At 69.7% G+C, this 19625-nt stretch carries 17 protein-coding genes and 3 pseudogenes; 11 read left to right on the forward strand and 9 right to left on the reverse strand.

Translation table 11 applies throughout. The features are described from left to right. Positions 1-52: 52 nt before the first annotated feature. Positions 53-1426, forward strand: a pseudogene (locus AC1QRC_RS06840) (serine hydrolase domain-containing protein). On the opposite strand, the gene AC1QRC_RS06845 reads toward AC1QRC_RS06840, so the two are convergent. Continuing rightward, positions 1394-2125: a class I SAM-dependent methyltransferase gene (locus AC1QRC_RS06845; protein WP_484206032.1), complete on the reverse strand. Its 732-nt coding sequence runs from the start codon at positions 2123-2125 to the stop codon at positions 1394-1396. The pseudogene AC1QRC_RS06840 and the gene AC1QRC_RS06845 sit on opposite strands and share 33 nt — an antisense overlap. A gap of 62 nt (positions 2126-2187) precedes the next feature. Between AC1QRC_RS06845 and AC1QRC_RS06850 the strand changes: the two genes are divergently transcribed. From AC1QRC_RS06850 to AC1QRC_RS06860, 3 genes are all read left to right on the forward strand, one after another. Then, positions 2188-2814: an FMN-binding negative transcriptional regulator gene (locus AC1QRC_RS06850; RefSeq protein ID WP_484206033.1), complete on the forward strand. Its 627-nt coding sequence runs from the start codon at positions 2188-2190 to the stop codon at positions 2812-2814. A gap of 137 nt (positions 2815-2951) precedes the next feature. Next, complete coding sequence (locus tag AC1QRC_RS06855) at positions 2952-3320, forward strand: hypothetical protein (RefSeq protein ID WP_484206034.1); 369 nt, start codon at positions 2952-2954, stop codon at positions 3318-3320. Then, positions 3321-3794 carry an SRPBCC family protein gene (locus tag AC1QRC_RS06860; RefSeq protein ID WP_484206035.1) on the forward strand — a complete coding sequence of 158 codons (474 nt, stop codon included), beginning with the start codon at positions 3321-3323 and terminating at the stop codon, positions 3792-3794. It abuts the gene before it with no gap. On the opposite strand, the gene AC1QRC_RS06865 is transcribed toward AC1QRC_RS06860, so the two are convergent. Together AC1QRC_RS06865 and AC1QRC_RS06870 are read right to left on the reverse strand one after the other, a co-directional pair. Beyond that, on the reverse strand, positions 3757-4728 hold the full coding sequence (locus tag AC1QRC_RS06865; protein WP_484206036.1) for an ornithine cyclodeaminase family protein: 972 nt from the start codon (positions 4726-4728) through the stop codon (positions 3757-3759). The two genes, AC1QRC_RS06860 and AC1QRC_RS06865, sit on opposite strands and share 38 nt — an antisense overlap. Then, positions 4725-4958 carry a hypothetical protein gene (locus tag AC1QRC_RS06870; RefSeq protein ID WP_484206037.1) on the reverse strand — a complete coding sequence of 78 codons (234 nt, stop codon included), beginning with the start codon at positions 4956-4958 and terminating at the stop codon, positions 4725-4727. Before AC1QRC_RS06870 ends, AC1QRC_RS06865 begins: the two co-directional genes overlap by 4 nt. A 125-nt stretch (positions 4959-5083) precedes the next feature. Between AC1QRC_RS06870 and AC1QRC_RS06875 the strand changes: the two genes are divergently transcribed. After that, positions 5084-6019, forward strand: a complete 936-nt coding sequence (locus tag AC1QRC_RS06875; protein ID WP_484206038.1) for a universal stress protein — start codon at positions 5084-5086, stop codon at positions 6017-6019. 27 nt (positions 6020-6046) lie between these two features. Here the strand turns inward: AC1QRC_RS06875 and AC1QRC_RS06880 are convergent, their stop codons facing one another. The 6 genes from AC1QRC_RS06880 to AC1QRC_RS06905 form a co-directional block, all read right to left on the reverse strand. Beyond that, a complete protein-coding gene (locus tag AC1QRC_RS06880; RefSeq protein ID WP_484206039.1) occupies positions 6047-6775 on the reverse strand; it encodes a type 1 glutamine amidotransferase in 729 nt (242 codons plus the stop codon). Between the two features lie 16 nt (positions 6776-6791). After that, entirely contained in the window at positions 6792-7970 is a 1179-nt protein-coding gene (locus AC1QRC_RS06885; protein ID WP_484206040.1) for an ABC transporter ATP-binding protein, read from the reverse strand. Beyond that, positions 7967-9001 (reverse strand): ABC transporter ATP-binding protein, encoded by a 1035-nt coding sequence (locus AC1QRC_RS06890; RefSeq protein WP_484206041.1) that lies wholly within the window; start codon positions 8999-9001, stop codon positions 7967-7969. Before AC1QRC_RS06890 ends, AC1QRC_RS06885 begins: the two co-directional genes overlap by 4 nt. A gap of 13 nt (positions 9002-9014) precedes the next feature. Continuing rightward, positions 9015-10061 (reverse strand): ABC transporter permease, encoded by a 1047-nt coding sequence (locus tag AC1QRC_RS06895; protein ID WP_484206042.1) that lies wholly within the window; start codon positions 10059-10061, stop codon positions 9015-9017. A gap of 10 nt (positions 10062-10071) precedes the next feature. Beyond that, entirely contained in the window at positions 10072-11082 is a 1011-nt protein-coding gene (locus AC1QRC_RS06900) for an ABC transporter permease (protein ID WP_484206043.1), read from the reverse strand. Positions 11083-11182: 100 nt separating this feature from the next. Continuing rightward, on the reverse strand, positions 11183-12892 hold the full coding sequence (locus AC1QRC_RS06905; protein ID WP_484206044.1) for an ABC transporter substrate-binding protein: 1710 nt from the start codon (positions 12890-12892) through the stop codon (positions 11183-11185). A gap of 384 nt (positions 12893-13276) precedes the next feature. Here AC1QRC_RS06905 and AC1QRC_RS06910 point away from each other — a divergent pair, with 384 nt between their 5' ends. From AC1QRC_RS06910 to AC1QRC_RS06935, 6 genes and pseudogenes are all read left to right on the forward strand, one after another. Next, on the forward strand, positions 13277-13837 hold the full coding sequence (locus tag AC1QRC_RS06910; RefSeq protein ID WP_484206045.1) for a hypothetical protein: 561 nt from the start codon (positions 13277-13279) through the stop codon (positions 13835-13837). 114 nt (positions 13838-13951) lie between these two features. Further along, positions 13952-14377 (forward strand): (deoxy)nucleoside triphosphate pyrophosphohydrolase, encoded by a 426-nt coding sequence (locus AC1QRC_RS06915; protein WP_484206046.1) that lies wholly within the window; start codon positions 13952-13954, stop codon positions 14375-14377. Positions 14378-14389: 12 nt separating this feature from the next. Further along, positions 14390-16292 (forward strand): annotated as a pseudogene (gene typA, locus AC1QRC_RS06920) (translational GTPase TypA). Between the two features lie 62 nt (positions 16293-16354). Further along, positions 16355-17143: pseudogene (mshB, locus tag AC1QRC_RS06925) on the forward strand (N-acetyl-1-D-myo-inositol-2-amino-2-deoxy-alpha-D-glucopyranoside deacetylase); the annotation flags it as partial. Then, positions 17140-17673 carry a flavin reductase family protein gene (locus AC1QRC_RS06930; RefSeq protein WP_484206047.1) on the forward strand — a complete coding sequence of 178 codons (534 nt, stop codon included), beginning with the start codon at positions 17140-17142 and terminating at the stop codon, positions 17671-17673. The pseudogene mshB and the gene AC1QRC_RS06930, both read left to right, overlap by 4 nt. Positions 17674-17788: 115 nt before the next feature. Continuing rightward, positions 17789-19510 carry a VanW family protein gene (locus AC1QRC_RS06935; protein ID WP_484206048.1) on the forward strand — a complete coding sequence of 574 codons (1722 nt, stop codon included), beginning with the start codon at positions 17789-17791 and terminating at the stop codon, positions 19508-19510. Positions 19511-19625 lie beyond the last annotated feature (115 nt).

Genomic DNA, 19625 nt, shown 5'->3' on the forward strand with positions numbered 1-19625 from the left:
CGGTGGTCGCATGAACCGGTGGTGCTACATCGTCCTGTCCGTCGTCGCCTACATGTCGGTGTACGCTCTCGCTCCGGCGTCCGCGAACCATTCCTCGGTGGAGGCCTATCTGGAAGAGTGGCGCAAGGACAACGCCGTGCCGGGGCTGGCCGTGGCGGTGCTGGACGGAGACGACGAAGAGACGTGGTTCCTCGGCGGCGACGGGAACGGCGAGCCGATGGCGTCGAGCACGCCGTTCGTGATCGGGAGCGTCGCCAAGACGTTCACCGGCACGATCGTGCTGCAGCTCGCCGACGAAGGGCTGGTCTCGCTCGACGATCCCGCGAGGAGGCATCTTGCCTGGATCGACCTGACGCCACGATTCGACAGTTGCTTGATCACACCGCCGGATATTCAGCTGCTGACGGGCTAGCGGTCTCGGAGCGCTACCGGGAAAGCCTGTCGGTCACGGATGCAGCCCGTACACTCGATCATTCCGGTGAAGATCGGAGACTACTCCTACAGCAGCGCGAACTACCTGGTGCTCGGTGCGCTCGTCGAGGAGGTGACCTCGAGCTCGTTCGCTGAACAGTTGAGCCTGCGCATCACCGATCCGCTGCGCATGGACATCACCGGAGTCGACGGCTCGGTGGCCGAATTGCCGCCCGGTCACCGGCAGTGGTGGGGCCTGACATTCCCCTACGCGCCGGGATCCGAGCCCTCGGGTGCTCCTTACGGCTATGTCGTGTCGACCGTCGGCGACCTGGCGACCTATAGCCGCGCCCAACTCACCACCGACGTGGTGCCCGGTGATCTCCGTGCGCTGGCATGGACCGAACAGGCCGGAGAGAGCGACGGGTCCGGGTACGGATATGGCTGGCGCATCGATACCTCCGACGGCGCGCACCGCGTCCACCATACCGGTGCGACACCCGGATATTTCGCACACGTCATGCTCATCCCGGAAGAGGATCGAGCGGTCGTCGTGCTGGCGAACACGTACTCCGAGGCCAGGGCGCCGAGTCTCGCTTCCGCTGCTGCCGACATCGACCGAATCAGTCAAGGCGGTACTGACATACCGACGGCGGGAGACACGGTCCTCACCATCGTGCCGTGGTCGGCGCTCGCTCTCGTCGGCCTCGCGATCGTCACGTTCGTCGTCGTCGTCGTTCGGCGCCCGAAGTCACGTGCAGCGGCCGTATCTCTTCTCGTCGGCTCCGTGCTGGTCGCGCTCGGGCTCGCCCTCACACCCTGGCTGCTGGGGATGACCTGGCACGTCGCCCGAACATGGTCCCCCGACACCGCGCTCGGACTCGTCGTGGGCGCCGTCGCGTGGACCTCCGTCGCTCTTCTCCTGGCGATCAGGGTTCGGCAGGCCACCTGGGCCTCGATGGCCGAGGTCCCCTGGTCGCCCTCAGGCCTCCAGCACGACGAAGAGGAAGGCTAGGAACCGCGGGTCGTCCCGATCCTGGAAGAAGTCCGGGAACTGCTCGATCGCCTCCGGCGACGGTCCCGGCTCGCCGACGTGGGTGATCCGGAACCCCGCGGCGAGGAACGACTGCATCATGGCCGACAGGGGACGGTCCCAGAACGTGAGCTCGACGCTCTCGCCGGCCATGTCGGTCTCCCTCCTGCTGCGGGTGGCGAAGTAGTTGGTCCTAGTGCCGCCCTGGTGGGAGGCGAACCAGATGGCGAAGGGGTGCTCCACCGACAGCACCAGGCGGCCCCCGGCTTTGAGCACCCGGCGCATCTCCGAGAGGGGGGAGTCCCAGTCCTCCAGGTAGTGCAGGGCGAGGGAACAGACCACGTCGTCGAAGGTGGCGTCGTCGAAGGGGAGCGGATCGGCCAGGTCCGCGACCCGCAGGTCGACGTCTGGGCCCACCCTGTCGCGAGCGATGTCCAGGAGAGCCGCGCTGCCGTCGATGCCCACCACGCTGGCGCCTGCCTTGATCAGGTCGACCAGTATCGGGCCGGACCCGCATCCCGCATCCAGGACGTGCCGTTCCGTCACCGGTCCGAGAAGCCTGCGGATGGCCGGCCGGTTGTAGTAGGCGTTCAGCAGGCTCGTGTCGTTCTCCGCCGTGTAGGCCTCGGCCACGGCGTCGTAGGCGGCTGCCGCGCGCCGGCCCTGGGATGATGGGTTCACCCGGTGACGGTAGCGCGCGGTGCTCAGCCGTCGGCAGCATCGGGGGATAGGGAGGTGATCCGGTGCGCGACACCCCGCACTACCTGATGACGGACCCGGAGGAGGTCAAACGCCTGATCCGGCACAACCCGTGGGCGACGTTCGTCTCCCCGACTGGGAACGGGCTGGTCGCCTCGCACTACCCGGTGATCCTGAATGAGGATGCCGACGGCATCGAGATCGTGAGCCACTTCGGCAGGCCCGACGAGGTGTCGCACGAGCTCGGCGCCCACGAGGTGCTGGTCGTCATCCAGGGACCACACGACTACGTCTCGCCGAGCTGGTACGCGCCCGGTGACCTCGTGCCGACCTGGAACCACGTCACCGCCCACCTCTACGGCATACCGGAGATCCTCTCCGCGGAGGAGAACTACCGGATGCTCGCGCAGCTGACCCACCACTTCGAGCAGCACTATCCGGAGGGCCGCAGCCTCTCCGATGACGAGGCGGGGACGCGGCGAGCGGCCAGGGGAACGGTCGGGCTCCGGATGCGGGTCACCCGGTTCGACGCGCGGGCCAAGCTCAGCCAGAACAAGGCCCCGGAGGTGGTCGACCGGGTCACTTCCGAGCTGGACGCGACCAATCCCGCGCTCGCCGACGAGATGCGCCGGGTCCGGAGCCGGGACGGGGAGGGAGCCCCCGAGGAGTGAGTGGGGGAACCGTTGGCGGCCGTGCGCCGTCGCATGATCGGCTCCCAAACGGGAGGACGACAGACACCGCGCCACGCAGGCGCGACATCACGAAAGGGGAACGGGCAGGGCCGAACACGGCCCGGCACCGCAGACACATGGAACCTATGACGATTGGTTACAGCAAGCCGCTCGCGATCACCCTCCTGGTGGTCGGCCTCGTGCTGCTGGGGACAGCTCTCCTGACCGAGACGTGGCTGAGCGTAGTCGCCGGCGGCGTCCTCGCGCTGTTGGGTGGGCTCAACCTGGTCAACCCGACGATCAAGATCGAGCGCGACGAGGTGCAACTGCGCAACCCCTTGGGGATGACGCTGCGTCGCTTCCCTGTCTCCGGCCCCGCCGACCTGCGGTTTGAGGGCAACAAGCTGATGCACGTCCCCCAGGACAAGCGCATCGCCAGCCTGGGCTTCGGGTTCGACAAGGGTGACGTCTCCGCCCTGCGCTCCCAGGTGCAGCCGGGGGTCTGAGTGCCACCTCCGCGGTCGGGGGACCACTTCGTCTTCGCCCACACGTGGACCCTGCCGCACCCTCCCCAGGAGGTGTATGCCGTGCTCGCGGACCCTGCGGGGTATCCCCGGTGGTGGCCCCAGGTCCGCAGCGCGCAGGCCATCGGTGAGGACAGTGGCCAGCTCAGCGTGCGCAGCCTGCTGCCCTACACCCTGGACCTGGTCCTCACCCGCGAGGTGGAGGACCCGCGGGCGCGGACGCTGCAGGTCGGGATCGGGGGCGACCTGAGGGGCTGGGCCCGGTGGCGACTGACGGAGGATGCCACCGGCGGCACGGTCGGACACTATGACCAGGAGGCGGCCCTGGGGCGGAATGCGCCCCAGGGCCTCGTCCGTCTGGCCGCGCCCGTGTTGCGGGCCAACCACAGCTGGATGATGCGGGCGGGGGAGCGCGGGCTCACCTCGTGGCTCGCCACAGGGCAGCACCGACGATGAGGTCCTGCCACGGCATGCCGGTGCCCTTGAACACGCGGGGTCGGGCCGCCGGCAGGTGGGTCGCGCCGGAGACCAGGTCGCGGAGGGTCACCAGATCCTCCGGGTCCCACCGTCCCTCGTCGCGCGGAATGGTCAGGTCGCCGGCCTCCCGCAGCGCGCTGCCCCGGGACTCCACGAGCACGCTGGCCCGGCTGATCAGCTCGGAGTCCAGCTCGCGGGCGTCCATGGTGTGTGAGCCCATGGCCAGGACCGCCGCGTGGTCAGGGACGGCGGCACCGGCGAACAGGGGGACGGGTGAGGCGGTGCAGCAGCAGACGGTGTCGGCCGCCGAGACGGCCTCATCCGCCTCGGCGAGGGGCCTGACGCGCGCAGGGACCCCCAGACTCGCGGCCAGGTCCGCCAGGGGCGCCAACCGTTCCGGGCGTCTGCCGACCAGGTCGACGGAGGCCACGACGCCCTCCTGCCCCAGCGCGGCCAGGTGTTCCCTTGCCTGCGGCCCACTGCCGAACAGCACCAGGTGCCCGGCCTTCGCCTCCGGGCGCAGCAGCCGGTGCGCCAGCAGGGAGACGGCGGGAGTGCGCAGCAGGGTGAGGGCCGCACCATCGACGAGTGCCACGGGCCGCTGCCCGGCGCCCTCGAACAGCACGAACAGGCCCTGGACGGCAGGGAGCCCCCGGTCCGGGTTGTCCCCGGTGGTGGACACCACCTTGACCCCGGAGTGCCCCGCCCACGTCGAGGGCATCAGCAGGACCTGCCCCGTCGGGGTGGCTATCCGGGACCGCGGCGCGTCGTCGTCGGGGTCCAGCCCGTCCGCGATCGCCTGCCGGAGTGCGTCCGCGGCGCCTCCGAAGGAGAGCCGCCGCAGCGCGTCGGTGCCGAGCAGTCGCATCCCCGCGAACTCGGGCATGTCCGGTGCACCCTCGGACCTGCTCACGCGCGGTCTCCCCGGTTGCGCGGATGCCTCTTGCCCTCCCGCTCGTTGCCGCGCTTGTAGTTGCCGGTCAACCGCGCCATCAGCGCCTGGTCGTCGGCGCCCTCGACATCCTCGAAGAAGTCGAGGGCACGTCGGCCACGCAACGTCGTGGCGAGCCTGCCGTGGTGCAGGATCCGGACCTCCGGACCGTCGCGCACCACGAACTCGAAGCCCTGCGGATCGCCACCCATGCCCCGACCCTGTCGCAGCCTCGGCGACACGTCCACCCGATTCTGGGGTGCGGCCCCCGGTGCTGCTCTCGGGAAGCGAAGAGCATCACGCGACGGGAGGCGAGCCGGTAGGCAATAATGAAAACATGAGTTCCGACGGTGGAGACCAGAACACGCCCCCTGTCGCCGGGCAGCCGGTCGTGGTGGGGGTCGACGGCACGGGGACGGACGAGTCCGCGGTCATGTGGGCGGCGAAGGCTGCCTCGCTGCACGGGGTGCGGCTGATCCTGGTCAACGCCAACGAGGTCGCGGCCGTGGGGGCGTTGGAGGACGACCCCTCGATGAGCGGCCCGACGGTGCTGGACGCGCTGCGGCGGGAGGGGGAGGGGCCGCCCTTCGCGCAGCAGGCCGCGGACCGGGTCCGCCAGGTCTACCCGGACCTTGAGCTGGAGGTTGTCGAGGTCTCAGGAGCCGCGTCCGGTGCGCTGCTGGCCTATCAGGACGCGGCATCCATCATCGTCGTCGGGTCGGGTCAGAAGGGCTCTCTCGGCCAGTTCCTGCTGGGCACCACTTCGCTGAACACCGCCATGCATGCGACCTGCCCGGTCGCCGTGGTGAACCAGAGCGTCGCGGTGACCCCCCGGCTGGCGGACCGGGTGCTCGTCGCGGTGGACGGCAGCCGGGACAGTGCCGCGGCGGCGGTCGTGGCCTTCCGGGAGGCCGCGCTGCGCTCCGTCCCGGTCGTCTGCCTGAGCAGCTGGTACCTCGAGGTCGTGGACGGGTATGTCGTGACGGAGCCGGACAGCCCGGAGTGGCAGGCCATCGAGGAGCGTCAGCGCCGGCGGGTGGACGCCTCGACCAAGCAGGCGAGGGGTCTGTATCCGGACGTGGAGGTGCAGGTCGAGATCTTGCACGGCCCGAGTACGCGGATGCTCAGCGAGGCCACCGGACGCACCGATCTGATGGTCATCGGCACGCGCGGCCGGGGCGGTTTCGCCGGCAAGCTGCTGGGGTCGGTGAGCCACAAGGTGCTCCAGGCCGCGGCCTGTCCGGTGATCGTGGTCAAGGCACCGCGGGACTGAGCCTGTCCGGGCCTGTCCTCGTGTGGCTCAGGAGTCCAGGGACTGCTTGACGATCTGGGCGAATCGCTGCGCGAGGGGCTCCCAGAACCGGCGCAGCTGTGACTCCGCCGACCGGACCTGCGCCGACAGTGCCGGGAACCCTGCCCGCACCTCCTCGGTGACGTTCTGGTCCTCGTTGGCGAGCCAGGCGTCGAAGACCGTGCCGTTGGCCTCCGGGTGGAACTGCACGCCCCAGGCCCGCTCCCCGAACCGTGCCGCCTGGACGGTCCCGTCGGGGAAGGTCGCCAGGACCCGCGCCTCGCGGGGCATGGTGAGGACGACGTCGCGGTTGGACTGGATGGCCAGTGCCCCCGGCAGCACCGCTCGCAGGAGCGGGTCCTCGCGTCCCTCCGCGTTGGGGTTGAACGCGCTCAGCCCCCGGAACGGCCCATGGGGGTTGCGGCCGACCTCACCGCCCAGGGCGACGGCGGCCAGTTGGTGCCCGAGACAGATCCCGAGGAAGGGGACTCCGCCGCCGACGGCGGTGGCGATGAGGGCCCGGACCGCCGGGAGCCAATTGGCCACGTCGTCGTCCTGCGCCCCCATGGAGCCGCCCAGGACCACGAGGCCGGCATGCTCGGTGAGGGCCGCCGGGATCGCCCGACCGGAGGAGGCGTTCAGCACGTCGAGGTCGAGTCCCGAGGCGATCAGCCAGTCGCCGAACCAGGCGGGCGGACACATCTCCTGGTGCTGGACCACCAGCAGGCGAGGCTTCATTCGGGCAATGTAGCGGTCAACCGACCTCGGTCACGGAAGCGGGGCCGAAGAACTCCTCCCCGCTGTTGCTGTCCTCCGCGGTCGGGTCGGTCACCTGGACCGTGACCTCGTGAGGGCGGATGTCGCCCGAGGCGATCTGCTCGGCCCAGTGGCAGGCCACCCGATGGGATCCGGGGGAGCCCTCGATCTCGACCGTCCGGAGCTCGGGGCGCTCGGTGTCACACCGGGTCTCCTGGCGCCACGGACAACGGGTGTGGAACCGGCAGCCAGTGGGCGGGTTGGCAGGACTGGGCAGGTCACCGGCCAGCAGGATCTGCTCGCGGGTGTCTTCGAGTGTGGGGTCCGGGACCGGGACGGCCGACATCAGGGCACGCGTGTAGGGGTGCAGCGGATCGGCATACAGGTCGTCGGCCTCCGCCTCCTCCACGAGCGCGCCGAGATACATCACGCCGATCCGGTCGCTGACGTGCCGTACTACGGCGAGGTCGTGCGCAATCACCACGTAGGTGAGACCGAACTCCTCCTGGAGGTCCTCCAGCAGGTTGATGACCTGCGCCTGCACCGACACGTCGAGCGCGCTGACGGGCTCGTCGGCCACGATCAGCTCCGGCTCGACCGAGAGCGCCCTGGCGATGCCGACCCGCTGCCGCTGCCCGCCGGAGAACTCGTGGGGGTACTTGCTCAGGGCGGTCCGGGGCAGGCCCACGGCAGTCAGCAGCTCGGTCAGCCTGGCGCGGGCATCCCGCCCCTTGGTCAGACCGTGGGCACGCATCCCCTCCAAGAGCAGTTGCTCCACGGTCTGGCGCGGGTCCAGGCTGCCCAGGGGGTCCTGGAACACCATCTGCATGCTGCGTCGCTTGCGGCGGAGCTCCTCACCCTGCAGGGGCGCGAGGTCCTCGCCGGCGAACAGCACCTCACCCTCGGTCAGATCCTCCAGGCGCAGCACCGCCCGCCCGAACGTCGACTTGCCGCAGCCGGACTCGCCGACCAGCCCGTAGGTCTCGCCGCGCCGCACCTGCAGGTCCATGCCGTCGACGGCGTAGACGTGGCCCACGGTGCGGTCGAAGATGACGCCGCGCTTGATAGGGAAGTGCACCTTGACCCCGCGGACCTCCAGGAGGATGTCGTCCTCCCGGGTGACGGCGCTGGCGGTGGAGCTGCTGCCAGCGGTCGTGGTGTCGGCGGACTCGCTCATTCGTCGGCTCCCATCGGGTTGAAGCAGCGCAGCAGGTGGGCCGTCCCGCCGGTGTCGACGGACTCCAGGTCCGGTGAGCCCTGGAGGCACGCGTCGACGGCGTTGCCGCAGCGCGGGGCGAAGGCACACCCGCTGGTCCACGGAATGTTGTCGGCCACCGACCCGGGGACGGGCGACAGGCGCTGGCCCTTGTCCTGGTCGAGGCGGGGGATGGAGGCCAGCAACCCGTGGGTGTAGGGGTGTCGGGGGTGGGCAAACATCTCGTGCCGGTCCGCCCGCTCCACGATCCGGCCGCCGTAGAGCACGTTGACCTCGTCGCACAGTCCGGCCACCACCCCGAGGTCGTGGGTGATCATGATCAGGGCGGTTCCCGACTCGGCGACCAGTTCCTTGAGCAGCGCCAGGATCTGCGCCTGGATCGTCACGTCGAGGGCCGTCGTCGGCTCGTCGGCGATGAGGAGCCTGGGCTCGCAGGCCAGCGCCATCGCGATGAGGGCGCGCTGCCGCATCCCACCGGAGAGCTGGTGCGGGTAGTCGGTGAGTCGCCGTGTCGGGTCGGGGATGCCGACCTTGTCGAGCAGTTCGGCGGCGCGGCGCCGCGCGGCGTCGGCACGCATGCCCTTGTGCCGCTTCAGCACCTCGGTGACCTGGACCCCGAGGCGGACGACCGGGTTCAGCGAGCTGAGCGGGTCCTGGAAGATCATCCCGAGCTGGTCCCCGCGCATGTCACGCATCTGGCCGTCGGTCAGCGTCAGGAGATCCTTGCCGGCGAAGTCGACCCGGCCGGTGACCTGGTTGCCCCGGGAGGGCAACAACCGCATGATCGCCAACGAGGTCACCGACTTGCCGCAGCCGGACTCGCCGACCAGGCCGACGGTCTGACCGGGCGCGACCTGGAAGCTGATGCCGTCGACCGCGGTGAACGGCTTCCGACCTTTGGCCGTGAAGACGACCGACAGGTCCTCCACACTGAGCAGGGGCTCGCGGCTGCTCGTGCTCCGCGAGGTGTCGGTCAGGGGTTGGGCGGTCATGGTCTGTGCCACCTCACCGTCGGGACTTGGGGTCGAGGGCCTCACGCAGGGACTCACCCATCAGGGTGAAGCCGAGTGCCACGACCACGATGCAGATGGCCGGGTAGAACGCGAGGTGCGGGAAGGAGTCGAAGTAGCGCTGTGAGGCGCCCAGCATCTGGCCCCACTCCGGCTGCCGGTCGTCGGGGTTGCCCAGGCCGAGGAAGGACAGCGCCGCGGCGTCGATGATGGCCGTGGCCAGCACCAGGGTGGCCTGCACGATCACCGGGCCGATGGCGTTGGGGAGCATGTGGCGGAACACGATCGGTGCCCGCCTGACACCCAGCGCGCGGGCGGCCAGGACGTGGTCGCTGTGCCGCTGGGCGAGCATCGAGCCGCGTAGCAGGCGGGCGAAGATGGGCACCTGCACGATCGCGATGGCGATGATCAGGGTGTGCTGCCCGGGGCGCTGGAACAGGGCGGCGATGCTGAAGGCCATCAGCAGCGACGGGATCGAGAGCATCACGTCGACCAGGCGCATGACCGCTGTGTCGACCCATCCGCCGATGCCTCCCGCCAGGGTGCCCAGCGTCAGCCCGCCGGCGAGCCCGAGCAGGGTCGCCATGACCCCGACGATGAGGGTCTGCCGGGAGCCGACGATGAGGCGGGAGAGCAGATCACGCCCGGCCGGGTCGCCGCCCAGGGGGAAGCCGGCCTGAGACCCCGGAACCGGGTTGCTCTGCTGGTTGACCTGGTCGAGCAGCAGCGTGGCACTGGGGTCGTTGGGCGCGATCCAGGGGGCGATGATCGCCAGGATCACGAAGCCGATCGTGATCGCCAGACCGATCAGGAAGACGACGTTGGTCCGCAGCCGGCGCCAGGCGCTGAGCCACAGGCTGACGCCCTCGTCCTCGTCGATCGCCCCGGCATCCGAGACCTGGGCCTCCAGCACGGCGACCGAGCCGGAACCGCCGTCAGCCTTCGTGGTCCCCGACCGCCCTGACGCAGGGGCGGAGGACTGGGCCAGGCGGTCGATCCGGTCCTTCTTCGCGCGACCGGAGAACGGGTTCGTTGGGGTCATCGTCAGCTCCTCACTTGGCCCGCACCCGCGGATCGATCACGGCATACGCGATATCGACCAGCAGATTGACGACGATGTAGACCAGGGCGGCCATCATGATCAGGATCTGGAGCACCGGGTAGTCGCGGCGCTCGAAGCCGATGGCCAGTGCCTGGCCGATGCCCTGGAAGTTGAAGACGCTCTCGGTCAGGACGGCGCCGGCGAGCAGCGCTCCGATCTGCAGGCCGATCGTGGTGACCACGGGGATCATGGCGTTGCGCAGGACGTGCCGCACCCGGATCACCTGCCGGGTCAGCCCCTTGGCCCGCGCGGTGCGCACGTAGTCCTCGTCCATGACGTCGAGCACCGACGCACGGGTGATGCGGAAGATCACGGCGAACGGGATCGAAGCCAGAGTGAACGCCGGGAGGATGAGGTGCTTGAAGGCGTCCCACGCGGCGTCCCACTCCCGGGTGAGGATGCCGTCGAGGACGAAGAAGCCCGTCACGTGCGTGGCGTTGATGCCCACGCTAGAGCGCCCCGACGGGGGCAGCCACCCGAGCTGGATGGCGAAGATGTACTTGAGCACGAAGCCCAGGAAGAACACCGGGACGGCGACACCGACCAGGGAGCCGATTACCGACGAGGTATCCAGCCAGCCGCCACGACGGCGAGCCGCGAGATAGCCCAGCGGGATGGCCAGCGTGATCGCGATGACCAGGGCCAGCATGCTGAGCTCGAGGGTGGCGGGGAAGCGGGTGGTGAAGACCTCGAGCGCCTCGGCGCCACGTTGCACCCCGTTGCTCACGCCGAAGTCGCCCTGCATACAGCGCTGCAGGAACAGCCAGTACTGCACCCAGATCGGCTCGGTCAGCCCGAAGGCCTCCTCCATGGCGGCTCGGGATTCGGGGTTGCCCCGCTCCCCGAGCAGGGCTCCGACGGTGCCTCCCGGCAGGGACCGGAACCAGGCGAACAGCAGCAGGCTCAGCACGAAGAGTGCGATGAACATCTGCAGTACGCGGCGGATGATGAACTTCAGCATCGAGGGTTCCTCCGCTCCTCAGGGCCACGGACCTGCCTGTGGCGGCGGGTCGACCAGACGGTCGACCCGCCGCCACAGGGACAGGTCGTGCGGGAGTGACTCAGTCGGTCACCGTGACCGTGTTGAAGACCTCGGCCGTCAGCGGGCTCGGGATCAGGCCCTCCACGTTGCCGCCGACCACGATCGCCGGGGGCGAGTGGGAGATCGGCAGCCCGGGCAGCCACTCGGCGATGTTGGCGTTGACCTCTTCGTACAGCTGGGTGCGCAGGGCCTCGTCAGGCTCACCGTCGGCGGCCCGCAGGTCGTCGATCAGCTGCTGACCCCAGTCGTACTCGCCGGTGCCGAACGCGTTGTTGGTCGACCCGAAGAAGTTGCCCAGGAAGTTGTCGGCGCTGTCGTAGTCACCGGTCCAGCCCAGGAAGTAGGCCGGGGCCTGGTTGGCCTGCACGCCGTCCAGGTAGCCACCGTTCCACGGGCGGGCCACCGGGTTGACGGTGATGCCGACGGCCTCCCAGTCGGCCCGGACCGCCTCGAAGATGCGCTGCGGGTCCGGCATGTACGGGCGGGACACCTCGGTCGGGTACCAGAAGTCGATCTCCAGGTCGGCGTGTCCGGCTTCCTCGAGCAGGCGCATGGCCTCGTCGGGGTCGTAGGGCACGGCCTCCAGCTCGGCGTTGTAGCCGGTGACGGTCTCCGGGATGAACTGGGTCGCCACCTCGGCGCCATCCGGCAGCTGGGTCTGGACCAGCTGGTCCCGGTTGATCGCGTGGTAGAGCGCCAGCCGGACCCGGTCGTCGAGCAGGGCCTCGTTCTCGACGGGGCTCAGCCCGACGTAGAGGATGTTGAACGGGTCACGCACCATCACCTGGTTGCCGTCCTCCTCCAGGGCGGCCCAGTCGACCGGGTTCGGCAGGTCGTAGCCGTTGATGGTGCCGGCCTCGAGCTCCTGGCGACGGGTGTTCTCGTTGCTGATGACGCGGAAGATGAGTTCCTTCACGCCGGCGGGGTCGCCGTAGTAGTCCTCGTTGCGCTCCAGCGTGATGGTCTCGTTGGCCGTGTCGTAGGAGACGAACTTGAACGGCCCGGTGCCCGTGGGGTGCTCCATCCCGTATGCCGGGTACGTCACCGCGTCGCCGGAGACGGACACGCCGTTGGCGTCGTGCTCCTCCATGGCGGTCGGGCTCTGCATGGCGTAGGCCGACTGGCCCAGGATGGTCGGGAACTTGGAGGTCACGCGGGTGATCTTGACCTCGGCGGTCATGTCCTCGACGGCCTCGCAGCTCTCGTAGAGGCTGTCGACGTCGTTGTCGGCGAAGCCGCCCCAGTCGCTCTGCCAGTACGAGGTGACGGCCTGCAGCTGACCGTCGGCCTCCTGGTTGTACATCCGCTCGAAGTTGGCGCAGACGGCCTCGGCGTTGAACTCGGTGCCGTCGTGGAAGGTGACCCCCTCACGCAACTGGAAGGTCCAGGTCAGACCATCCTCGGAGGACTCCCAGGACTCCGCCAGCCCCGGTCCGGGGGTGGCGCTGCCGGGCTCGAACTCGACCAGGCCGTCGTAGATCTGTCGGGTGACGCGGAACGTCTCGCCGTCGCTGGCGTAGAACGGGTCGAACGTCGCCGGTGCGCCGGCGGCGCCGAAGACGAACGTGCCGTCCGTCGGCTCGGGCGCACCGTCGGTGCTGCCCCCGGTGGAGTCCCCGCCATCGCCGTCGCCGTTCCCACCGTCGTCACGCTGTGACTCGGCGCAGGACGTGAGGGTCAGCGCCAGTGCCGCGGTCCCGGCCACAGCAGCAACCTTGCGGTTGATCATCGTGCCTCCTCGTATCGACCGCCCGAGTCCTTGACGCTCGGAGGCGGCCCTTTCGGAATGGGTGGACACTAGCCCGACCGGGGCGCCGTCGGAAGCATGAGCGGCCCCCGATGCCGAACCTTGATCACTTTGAGACCTCGGGATGGGCCACGGTCGCTACCCCCTGCCGGGACCGCATCGACGTGGGAGCGGAGCGGCCCGAGGGCCTGGCGGCGGCACGGTGATCCCGACCGACGATGGCCGGGGAGCGCCGTGACGGACCGAGCGTCTCGCCTATGTCATCGGACGGGTGAGGCGCAGAATACGTGCTCCCAGCAATGTCGATATCGCGTTGCTTGAACTTTCGCGCGAAAGTTTTGGGCCTGTTGAAGGGATCGTGAGTTCGTGCTAGCGTCGAAATGCGCTACAAAGACCGACATCAAGGATGTGATCGATATGCGCACCGCCAGAAAAGTTCTGGCAAGTTTGTTCGCCGGGGGTCTTATGCTGGTCCCCACGCAGGTCTCGGCCCATGAGGCGCAGGACCTCTGCGACGGAGGATGGCGGGCCAATATCACCAGCTACGAGTCGACCCACATGCCCGTGGGCAACGTGATCAAGGACGGCCCGGGCGGGACCATCACAGTGAGCAACACGATCAGCGGAACGGTGAGCTCCTCGATTACCGGCGGTGGTGGGGCGAGCCTGGACCTGATCGTGGCCGAGGTCAGGGCCGACGTGTCCTCGACCGCCACGAGTTCGCACACGGCGTCGTTCACCCACACGTACTCCAGGGATGTGTCGAGCGGAATGTACGGCAACCTCCAGTACGGCGTCTGGGGTCACAACGTCGGGTGGGAGCACTACTATGAACTCCCCAATTGCAACAAGAATTCAGTGACCACGGGCACGGCAGTGATCGCGAATACCGCCGAGGGGTGGAACTATTGGGAGACCAGTAGTTGACGAATAGTCGGGTGCGCCACGAATTCGTCGTGTGCGAAGTTGATTGCGCATAGCGACTCGTGGTGGCCTTGGCAATAAAGTTCCCGATCGTGCCCGACCCGTCACAATGGCTCCATGACTGAGCACTCGGGTCGGACGGTCGTGGCCGCGGTCATCGTGGATGACCTGGCTGCGCCGACGCGACTGCTGGCGGCACGACGCAGCGCCCCGCCGGACCTGGCGGGGCGCTGGGAGTTCCCCGGCGGCAAGGTCGAGCCCGGGGAGGGCCTGGTGCAGGCGCTGCGCCGGGAGGTCCGGGAGGAGCTCGGCACCGAGATCGACCTGGGCGAGCAGTTGCCCGCGCCGCACGCGGAGGGCTGGCCACTCACCGGATCCTGGCGGATGCACGTCTGGTGGGCGGTGGCCGGGGCCGAGCCAGCCCCGCTGGAGGACCACGACGAGCTCCGCTGGCTGGGCAGCGAAGAACTGCACAGCGTCCCCTGGCTCCCCACCAACGCGACCATCGTGACTGCCGTGTCCGGAGCCCTGCGTCCGGGCTGAGACAATGCGGTCATGCCTTTCGCCTCACGCGACGACATCCGCAACGTCGCCATCATCGCCCACGTCGACCACGGCAAGACCACCCTCGTGGACGCCATGCTCTGGCAGGCCGGCGTGTTCGCCGAGCACGCCGCCGCCGCGCACGCCGTCGACCGAGTGATGGACTCGGGCGACCTGGAGCGGGAGAAGGGCATCACGATCCTGGCCAAGAACACGGCGATCTCCTACGCCGGCCCGTCTGCCGCGGCCATCGGCCAGGAGGCCGGGGTGACCATCAACATCATCGACACCCCCGGTCACGCCGACTTCGGCGGCGAGGTCGAGCGTGGGCTGTCCATGGTCGACGGTGTGGTCCTGCTGGTCGACGCCTCCGAGGGTCCGCTCCCGCAGACCCGGTTCGTGCTCCGCAAGGCCCTGGCCGCCCGACTCCCCGTCATCCTGTGTGTCAACAAGGTGGACCGCCCCGACGCGCGGATCGAGGGCGTGGTGAACGAGGTCGAGGACCTGTTCCTGGACCTGATGGACGACGCGGGACTGGAGGAGGGGCTGGACTTCCCGATCGTGTACGCCTCCGCCAAGGCGGGCCGGGCCTCGCTGACCCGCCCGGCGGACGGGGAGGTGCCCGACGAGGAGAACCTGGAGCCGCTGTTCCGGACCGTGCTGGAGACCATCCCGGCGCCCTCCTACGACCCGGAGGTGCCGCTGCAGGCCCACGTGACCAACCTGGACTCCTCGCCGTTCCTGGGCCGGCTGGCGCTGTGCCGGGTGCACTCCGGCACGATCCACAAGGGACAGCAGGTGGCCTGGTGCCGCAAGGACGGCACGACCGAGAAGGTGAAGATCACCGAGCTCCTGCTCACCGAGGGGCTCGAGCGGGTGCCCGCCGAGCAGGCCGGGCCGGGTGACATCATCGCGATTGCCGGGATCCCGGAGATCACGATCGGCGAGACCCTGGCCGATGCGGAGGACCCCAGGCCGCTGCCGCTGATCACGGTCGACGAGCCGGCCATCTCGATGACCATCGGGACGAACACCTCGCCGCTCGTGGGACGGGTGAAGGGGGCCAAGGTCACCGCCCGCCTCGTGAAGGACCGGCTGGACAAGGAACTCGTTGGCAACGTCTCGCTGCGGGTGCTGCCGACCGAGCGACCCGACGCCTGGGAGGTGCAGGGGCGCGGCGAGCTGGCGCTGGCGATCCTGGTCGAGCAGATGCGGCGCGAGGGATTCGAGCTCACCGTGGGCAAGCCGCAGGTGGTGACCCGGACGGTCGACGGCGCGGTGCATGAGCCGGTCGAGCACCTGACGATCGACGCCCCGGAGGAACACCTGGGCACCATCACCCAGCTGCTGGCCGCCCGCAAAGGCCGGATGGACCAGATGACCAACCACGGCACCGGCTGGGTCCGGATGGAGTATGTCGTGCCGTCCCGGGGACTGATCGGCTTCCGCACCGAGTTCCTCACCGAGACCCGGGGCACCGGGATCGCCCACCACGTCTTCGACGGCTACGCCCCCTGGTTCGGGGAGATCCGGACCCGGCAGAGCGGCTCCCTGGTGGCCGACCGGGCAGGCGCCGCCACGACCTACGCGATGTTCAACCTGCAGGAGCGGGGCACCCTGTTCGTCGAGCCCACCACCGAGGTCTATGAGGGGATGATCATCGGGGAGAACTCGCGCGCCGACGACATGGACGTCAACATCACCAAGGAACGCAAGCTCACCAACGTGCGCTCCTCCACCTCCGAGGTCCTCGAGCGACTCATCCCCCCGCGCCGCTCTGAGCCTGGAGCAGAGCCTGGAGTTCTGCCGCGAGGACGAGTGCGTGGAGGTCACCCCGGAGGCCGTCCGGATCCGCAAAGTGATCCTGGACCAGGTGGAGCGCAACCGGGCCACGGCGCGGGCCCGCAAGTCGTGACGTCCGGTCGGCGGCCACTCCTGCCCGGGGACACCCCCGGGGTGGTGGTCGCCGTCCATGCACACCCCGACGACGAGACGCTGGCCACGGGGGTGGCCCTGGCCCACCACGTGCAGCGCGGTGACCGGGTGCACGTGATCACCTGCACGCTCGGCGAGGAGGGCGAGGTCATCCCTCCGGAGCTCGCCCACCTGGAGGGCACCGAGGCGCTGGGCCCGCACCGGGCCGGCGAACTGGCGGCAGCCATGTCCCGGCTCGGGGTGTCCCACGAGTTCCTGGGCGACCCCGGCAGCGGCGCTCCCCGCTGGCGGGACAGCGGCATGGCGGGCACGGCGTCCGCCGAGCACCCCCGGGCGTTCGTGGGGGCGGACCGTGCCGAGGCGGCCGCGTTGCTGGCGGGCAGGCTGGCCGACCTGCGCCCGGACGCGGTCCTGACCTACGACCCGCAGGGTGGCTACGGCCATCCCGACCACATCCGCACCCACCAGGTCACCGTGGCGGCGGTCCGCTCCCTGCCCGCGGCCGACCGGCCCGTCCTGTATGCCGTGCTGACCCCGCGGTCGTGGGCCGTGGAGGACCGCGCGTGGCTGGCCGAGAACGTGCCCCCCGAGATGGGCCTGACGGTGCCGGGGTCCGAGATGCCGTATGCCGTGTCGGTCGTCGACGACGAGGCGGTCACCCATGCTGTGGTCGACGCGGCGGTGCTGCCGGCCCAGGCCGCGGCACTGCGCGAGCACCGCACCCAGGTGGCCGTGTATGACGGGTACTACGCCCTGTCCAACGAGATCGCGGCCCGGCTGCCGGGCCGCGAGGGATACGCCGTGATCGACCCGGACGGACCGGACCGGTGAGCGGGAGGCCGGGGTCGTCGGAGGGGCAGATCCTGGAGGGCGAGCCGGTGGACCCGCTGGACTACCGGCGGGCGATCGGACGGTTCGCCACCGGCGTGACGGTGGTCACGACGTTCGCCGGGCGGCACGACCACGCCATGACGGCCAACTCCGTGACCAGTGTGTCGCTGGACCCCGTCCTCATGCTGGTCAGCGTCGAGCAGGAGGCGCGGTGGCACGACGCGGTGCAGGAGTCGGGGGTCTGGGGGGTCAGCATCCTGGGGGCCGCCGCACGGGCCGCCGCGGAGTGGCTCTCCACGCCGGGCCGACCGCTGCACGGTCAACTGGACCGGGTCGCGCACCACCGGGGGCCCCGGACCGGGGTCGCGCTGCTCGACGGGGCGCTGGCCACCCTCGAGTGCCGCACGATGACCACGCATCCCGCGGGCGACCACAGCCTGGTGGTGGGCGAGGTGTTGGGCGTCCACAGCCCGGAGCGGGTCGACGAGGCACTGATCCACTACCGCGGCCGCTACGGTCACCTGCCGTGACCGTCCGGCACCGCACCGTCGCGCGTTCCGACGCCACGGGCGCGGAGCGTGCATACTGCTGGGGGGCAGGCCGGGTGACGGCCAACACCGATCGCCGGACGAGGGACAGTTGAGGATGGAGACCGAGAGCACGCTGCAGGAGGTACCGCAGCGGAACGAGTGGGTGGGGATCGCCGTGCGCACCCTGCTGGCACTGGTCGTGCTGGCCGGTGCCTACATCGGTGTCGCCCACTACCTCGGCAGCCGGATCCCGAACGGCACCACCGTGCAGGGAGTGGACATCGGCAACCTCACCCCGGAGGACGCGCGGGAGACGGTCACCGCCAAGCTGCAGGGCCTCACGCAGGACCCGATCGCCGTCGAGGTGGACGGTGAGAGCTACGCCCTGGACCCGCAGTCCGCGGGGCTGAGTCTGGACGTGGACCGCACCCTGGACGGGATCGCGGGGGTGAGCTACGACCCACGCACGCTCTGGAGCCGTGTCACCAACGACGGGCGGGACCTGCCCCTGGCGGTATCGGTGGACCGGGGGGCGCTGGAGGACGCCCTGGCGGAGCCCGCCGACGAGTTCGCGCAGGAGGCCACGGAGGGCCGGGTCTCCCTGAAGCTGGGGGAGGTGGACGTCCGCCAGCCCGTTGACGGCCGGGAGCTGGACGTGACCGCCACGGCCGACGTCGTGGAGCAGGGGTGGCCGGACGAACGCGCCGTCGAGGGGGTCTGGGACCCGGTGCCGCCGGCGCTCTCGGCGGAGGAGATCGAGCGGTTCGTCAGTGAGGAGGCCGAGCCGGCGCTGGAGTCCTCGCTGGTGGTCAAGGTGGGCAAGAACCACGAGATGTCGATCACCCCGAACCAGCTCTCCCGCCTGCTCACCGTCGAGGAGGGGGAGGGGCCTTCGCTGTCCCTGGTGCTCGACGAGGAGGAGACGGTCACCATCGCGCGCGGGGCGCTGAGCGAGGCGGAGAAGAAGCCCCGCAACGCCTCCGTCCGCCTCGCCAACAACGGCACGCCGCAGCTGGTCGAGGCCGAGAACGGCAGGGTGCTCGACGACGAGGAACTCCTGGAGAAGGTGAACGCGGCCCTGTTCTCCGACGGCAATCGCACCTTCAACATCGGCACCACCAGGGTGGAGCCGGAGATCTCCGACGAGGACGCCGCGGAGTGGACGATCGATGAGGAGATGGCCGAGTTCCGCAGCCAGTTCCCGACCTCGGCGGGCAACGAGGACCGGACCGAGAACATCCGGGTGGGCCTGGGGCACGTCAACGGCACAGTCGTGATGCCCGGGGGGCAGTTCAGCCTCGGCGATGCCCTCTCGCCGATCTCCGCGGAACGCGGGTATGTCGAGGCGGGCGTGATCCAGGACGGTCGCCTGGTCAAGGGCATGGGCGGTGGACTGTCCCAGGTCTCCACGACGGTGCTCAACACCGCCTGGGAGGCCGGCGTGCAGCTGGACGAGTTCACCCCGCACTCGTACTACATCTCCCGCTACCCCGAGGGCCGGGAGGCCACGTTGTCGGTCCCGGTGATCGACAACAAGTGGACCAACGACACCGACAGCCCGATCATCGTGCAGACCTACATCGAGGGCGACGAGATCGTGATGCGCTTCTACGGGGACAAGCAGTTCACCGTGCAGACCCACACCTCCGGGCGCTCGAACGTGGTCCAGCCCGAGCGGCGGACCGACGACAGCGAGGACTGCCTGTACCAGTCGCCCCAGGTGGGCTTCAACGTCACCGTGACCCGGGTGCTGCTCCAGGGTGGCAATGAGGTTGGTCGCCGGTCCTACACCACCCACTACAACGCCTCCGACGAGGTGGTCTGCACCAACAACTGAGGTCGCTCGGACGGGCCGGGTTCGGCCCTGGGGCACGCTGCGGCATACAATCCAGGTGTACTCCGGTCCGGGCTGGGCCCGGTCCCGGCCACGGCACCGTGCATTGCGTTCCACG

The organism is Ornithinicoccus sp. (genome assembly GCF_057176825.1).

Excerpts from the sequence above, each read along its gene's own strand:
- AC1QRC_RS06935 (WP_484206048.1), top strand. The coding sequence starts at position 17,789 with ATGGAGACCGAGAGCACGCTGCAGGAGGTACCGCAGCGGAACGAGTGG.
- AC1QRC_RS06900 (WP_484206043.1), bottom strand. The coding sequence starts at position 11,082 with ATGCTGAAGTTCATCATCCGCCGCGTACTGCAGATGTTCATCGCACTC.
- AC1QRC_RS06895 (WP_484206042.1), bottom strand. The coding sequence starts at position 10,061 with ATGACCCCAACGAACCCGTTCTCCGGTCGCGCGAAGAAGGACCGGATC.
- AC1QRC_RS06870 (WP_484206037.1), bottom strand. The coding sequence starts at position 4,958 with ATGGGTGGCGATCCGCAGGGCTTCGAGTTCGTGGTGCGCGACGGTCCG.
- AC1QRC_RS06855 (WP_484206034.1), top strand. The coding sequence starts at position 2,952 with ATGGAACCTATGACGATTGGTTACAGCAAGCCGCTCGCGATCACCCTC.
- AC1QRC_RS06880 (WP_484206039.1), bottom strand. The coding sequence starts at position 6,775 with ATGAAGCCTCGCCTGCTGGTGGTCCAGCACCAGGAGATGTGTCCGCCC.
- AC1QRC_RS06915 (WP_484206046.1), top strand. The coding sequence starts at position 13,952 with ATGACTGAGCACTCGGGTCGGACGGTCGTGGCCGCGGTCATCGTGGAT.
- AC1QRC_RS06875 (WP_484206038.1), top strand. The coding sequence starts at position 5,084 with ATGAGTTCCGACGGTGGAGACCAGAACACGCCCCCTGTCGCCGGGCAG.
- AC1QRC_RS06885 (WP_484206040.1), bottom strand. The coding sequence starts at position 7,970 with ATGAGCGAGTCCGCCGACACCACGACCGCTGGCAGCAGCTCCACCGCC.
- AC1QRC_RS06890 (WP_484206041.1), bottom strand. The coding sequence starts at position 9,001 with ATGACCGCCCAACCCCTGACCGACACCTCGCGGAGCACGAGCAGCCGC.
- AC1QRC_RS06905 (WP_484206044.1), bottom strand. The coding sequence starts at position 12,892 with ATGATCAACCGCAAGGTTGCTGCTGTGGCCGGGACCGCGGCACTGGCG.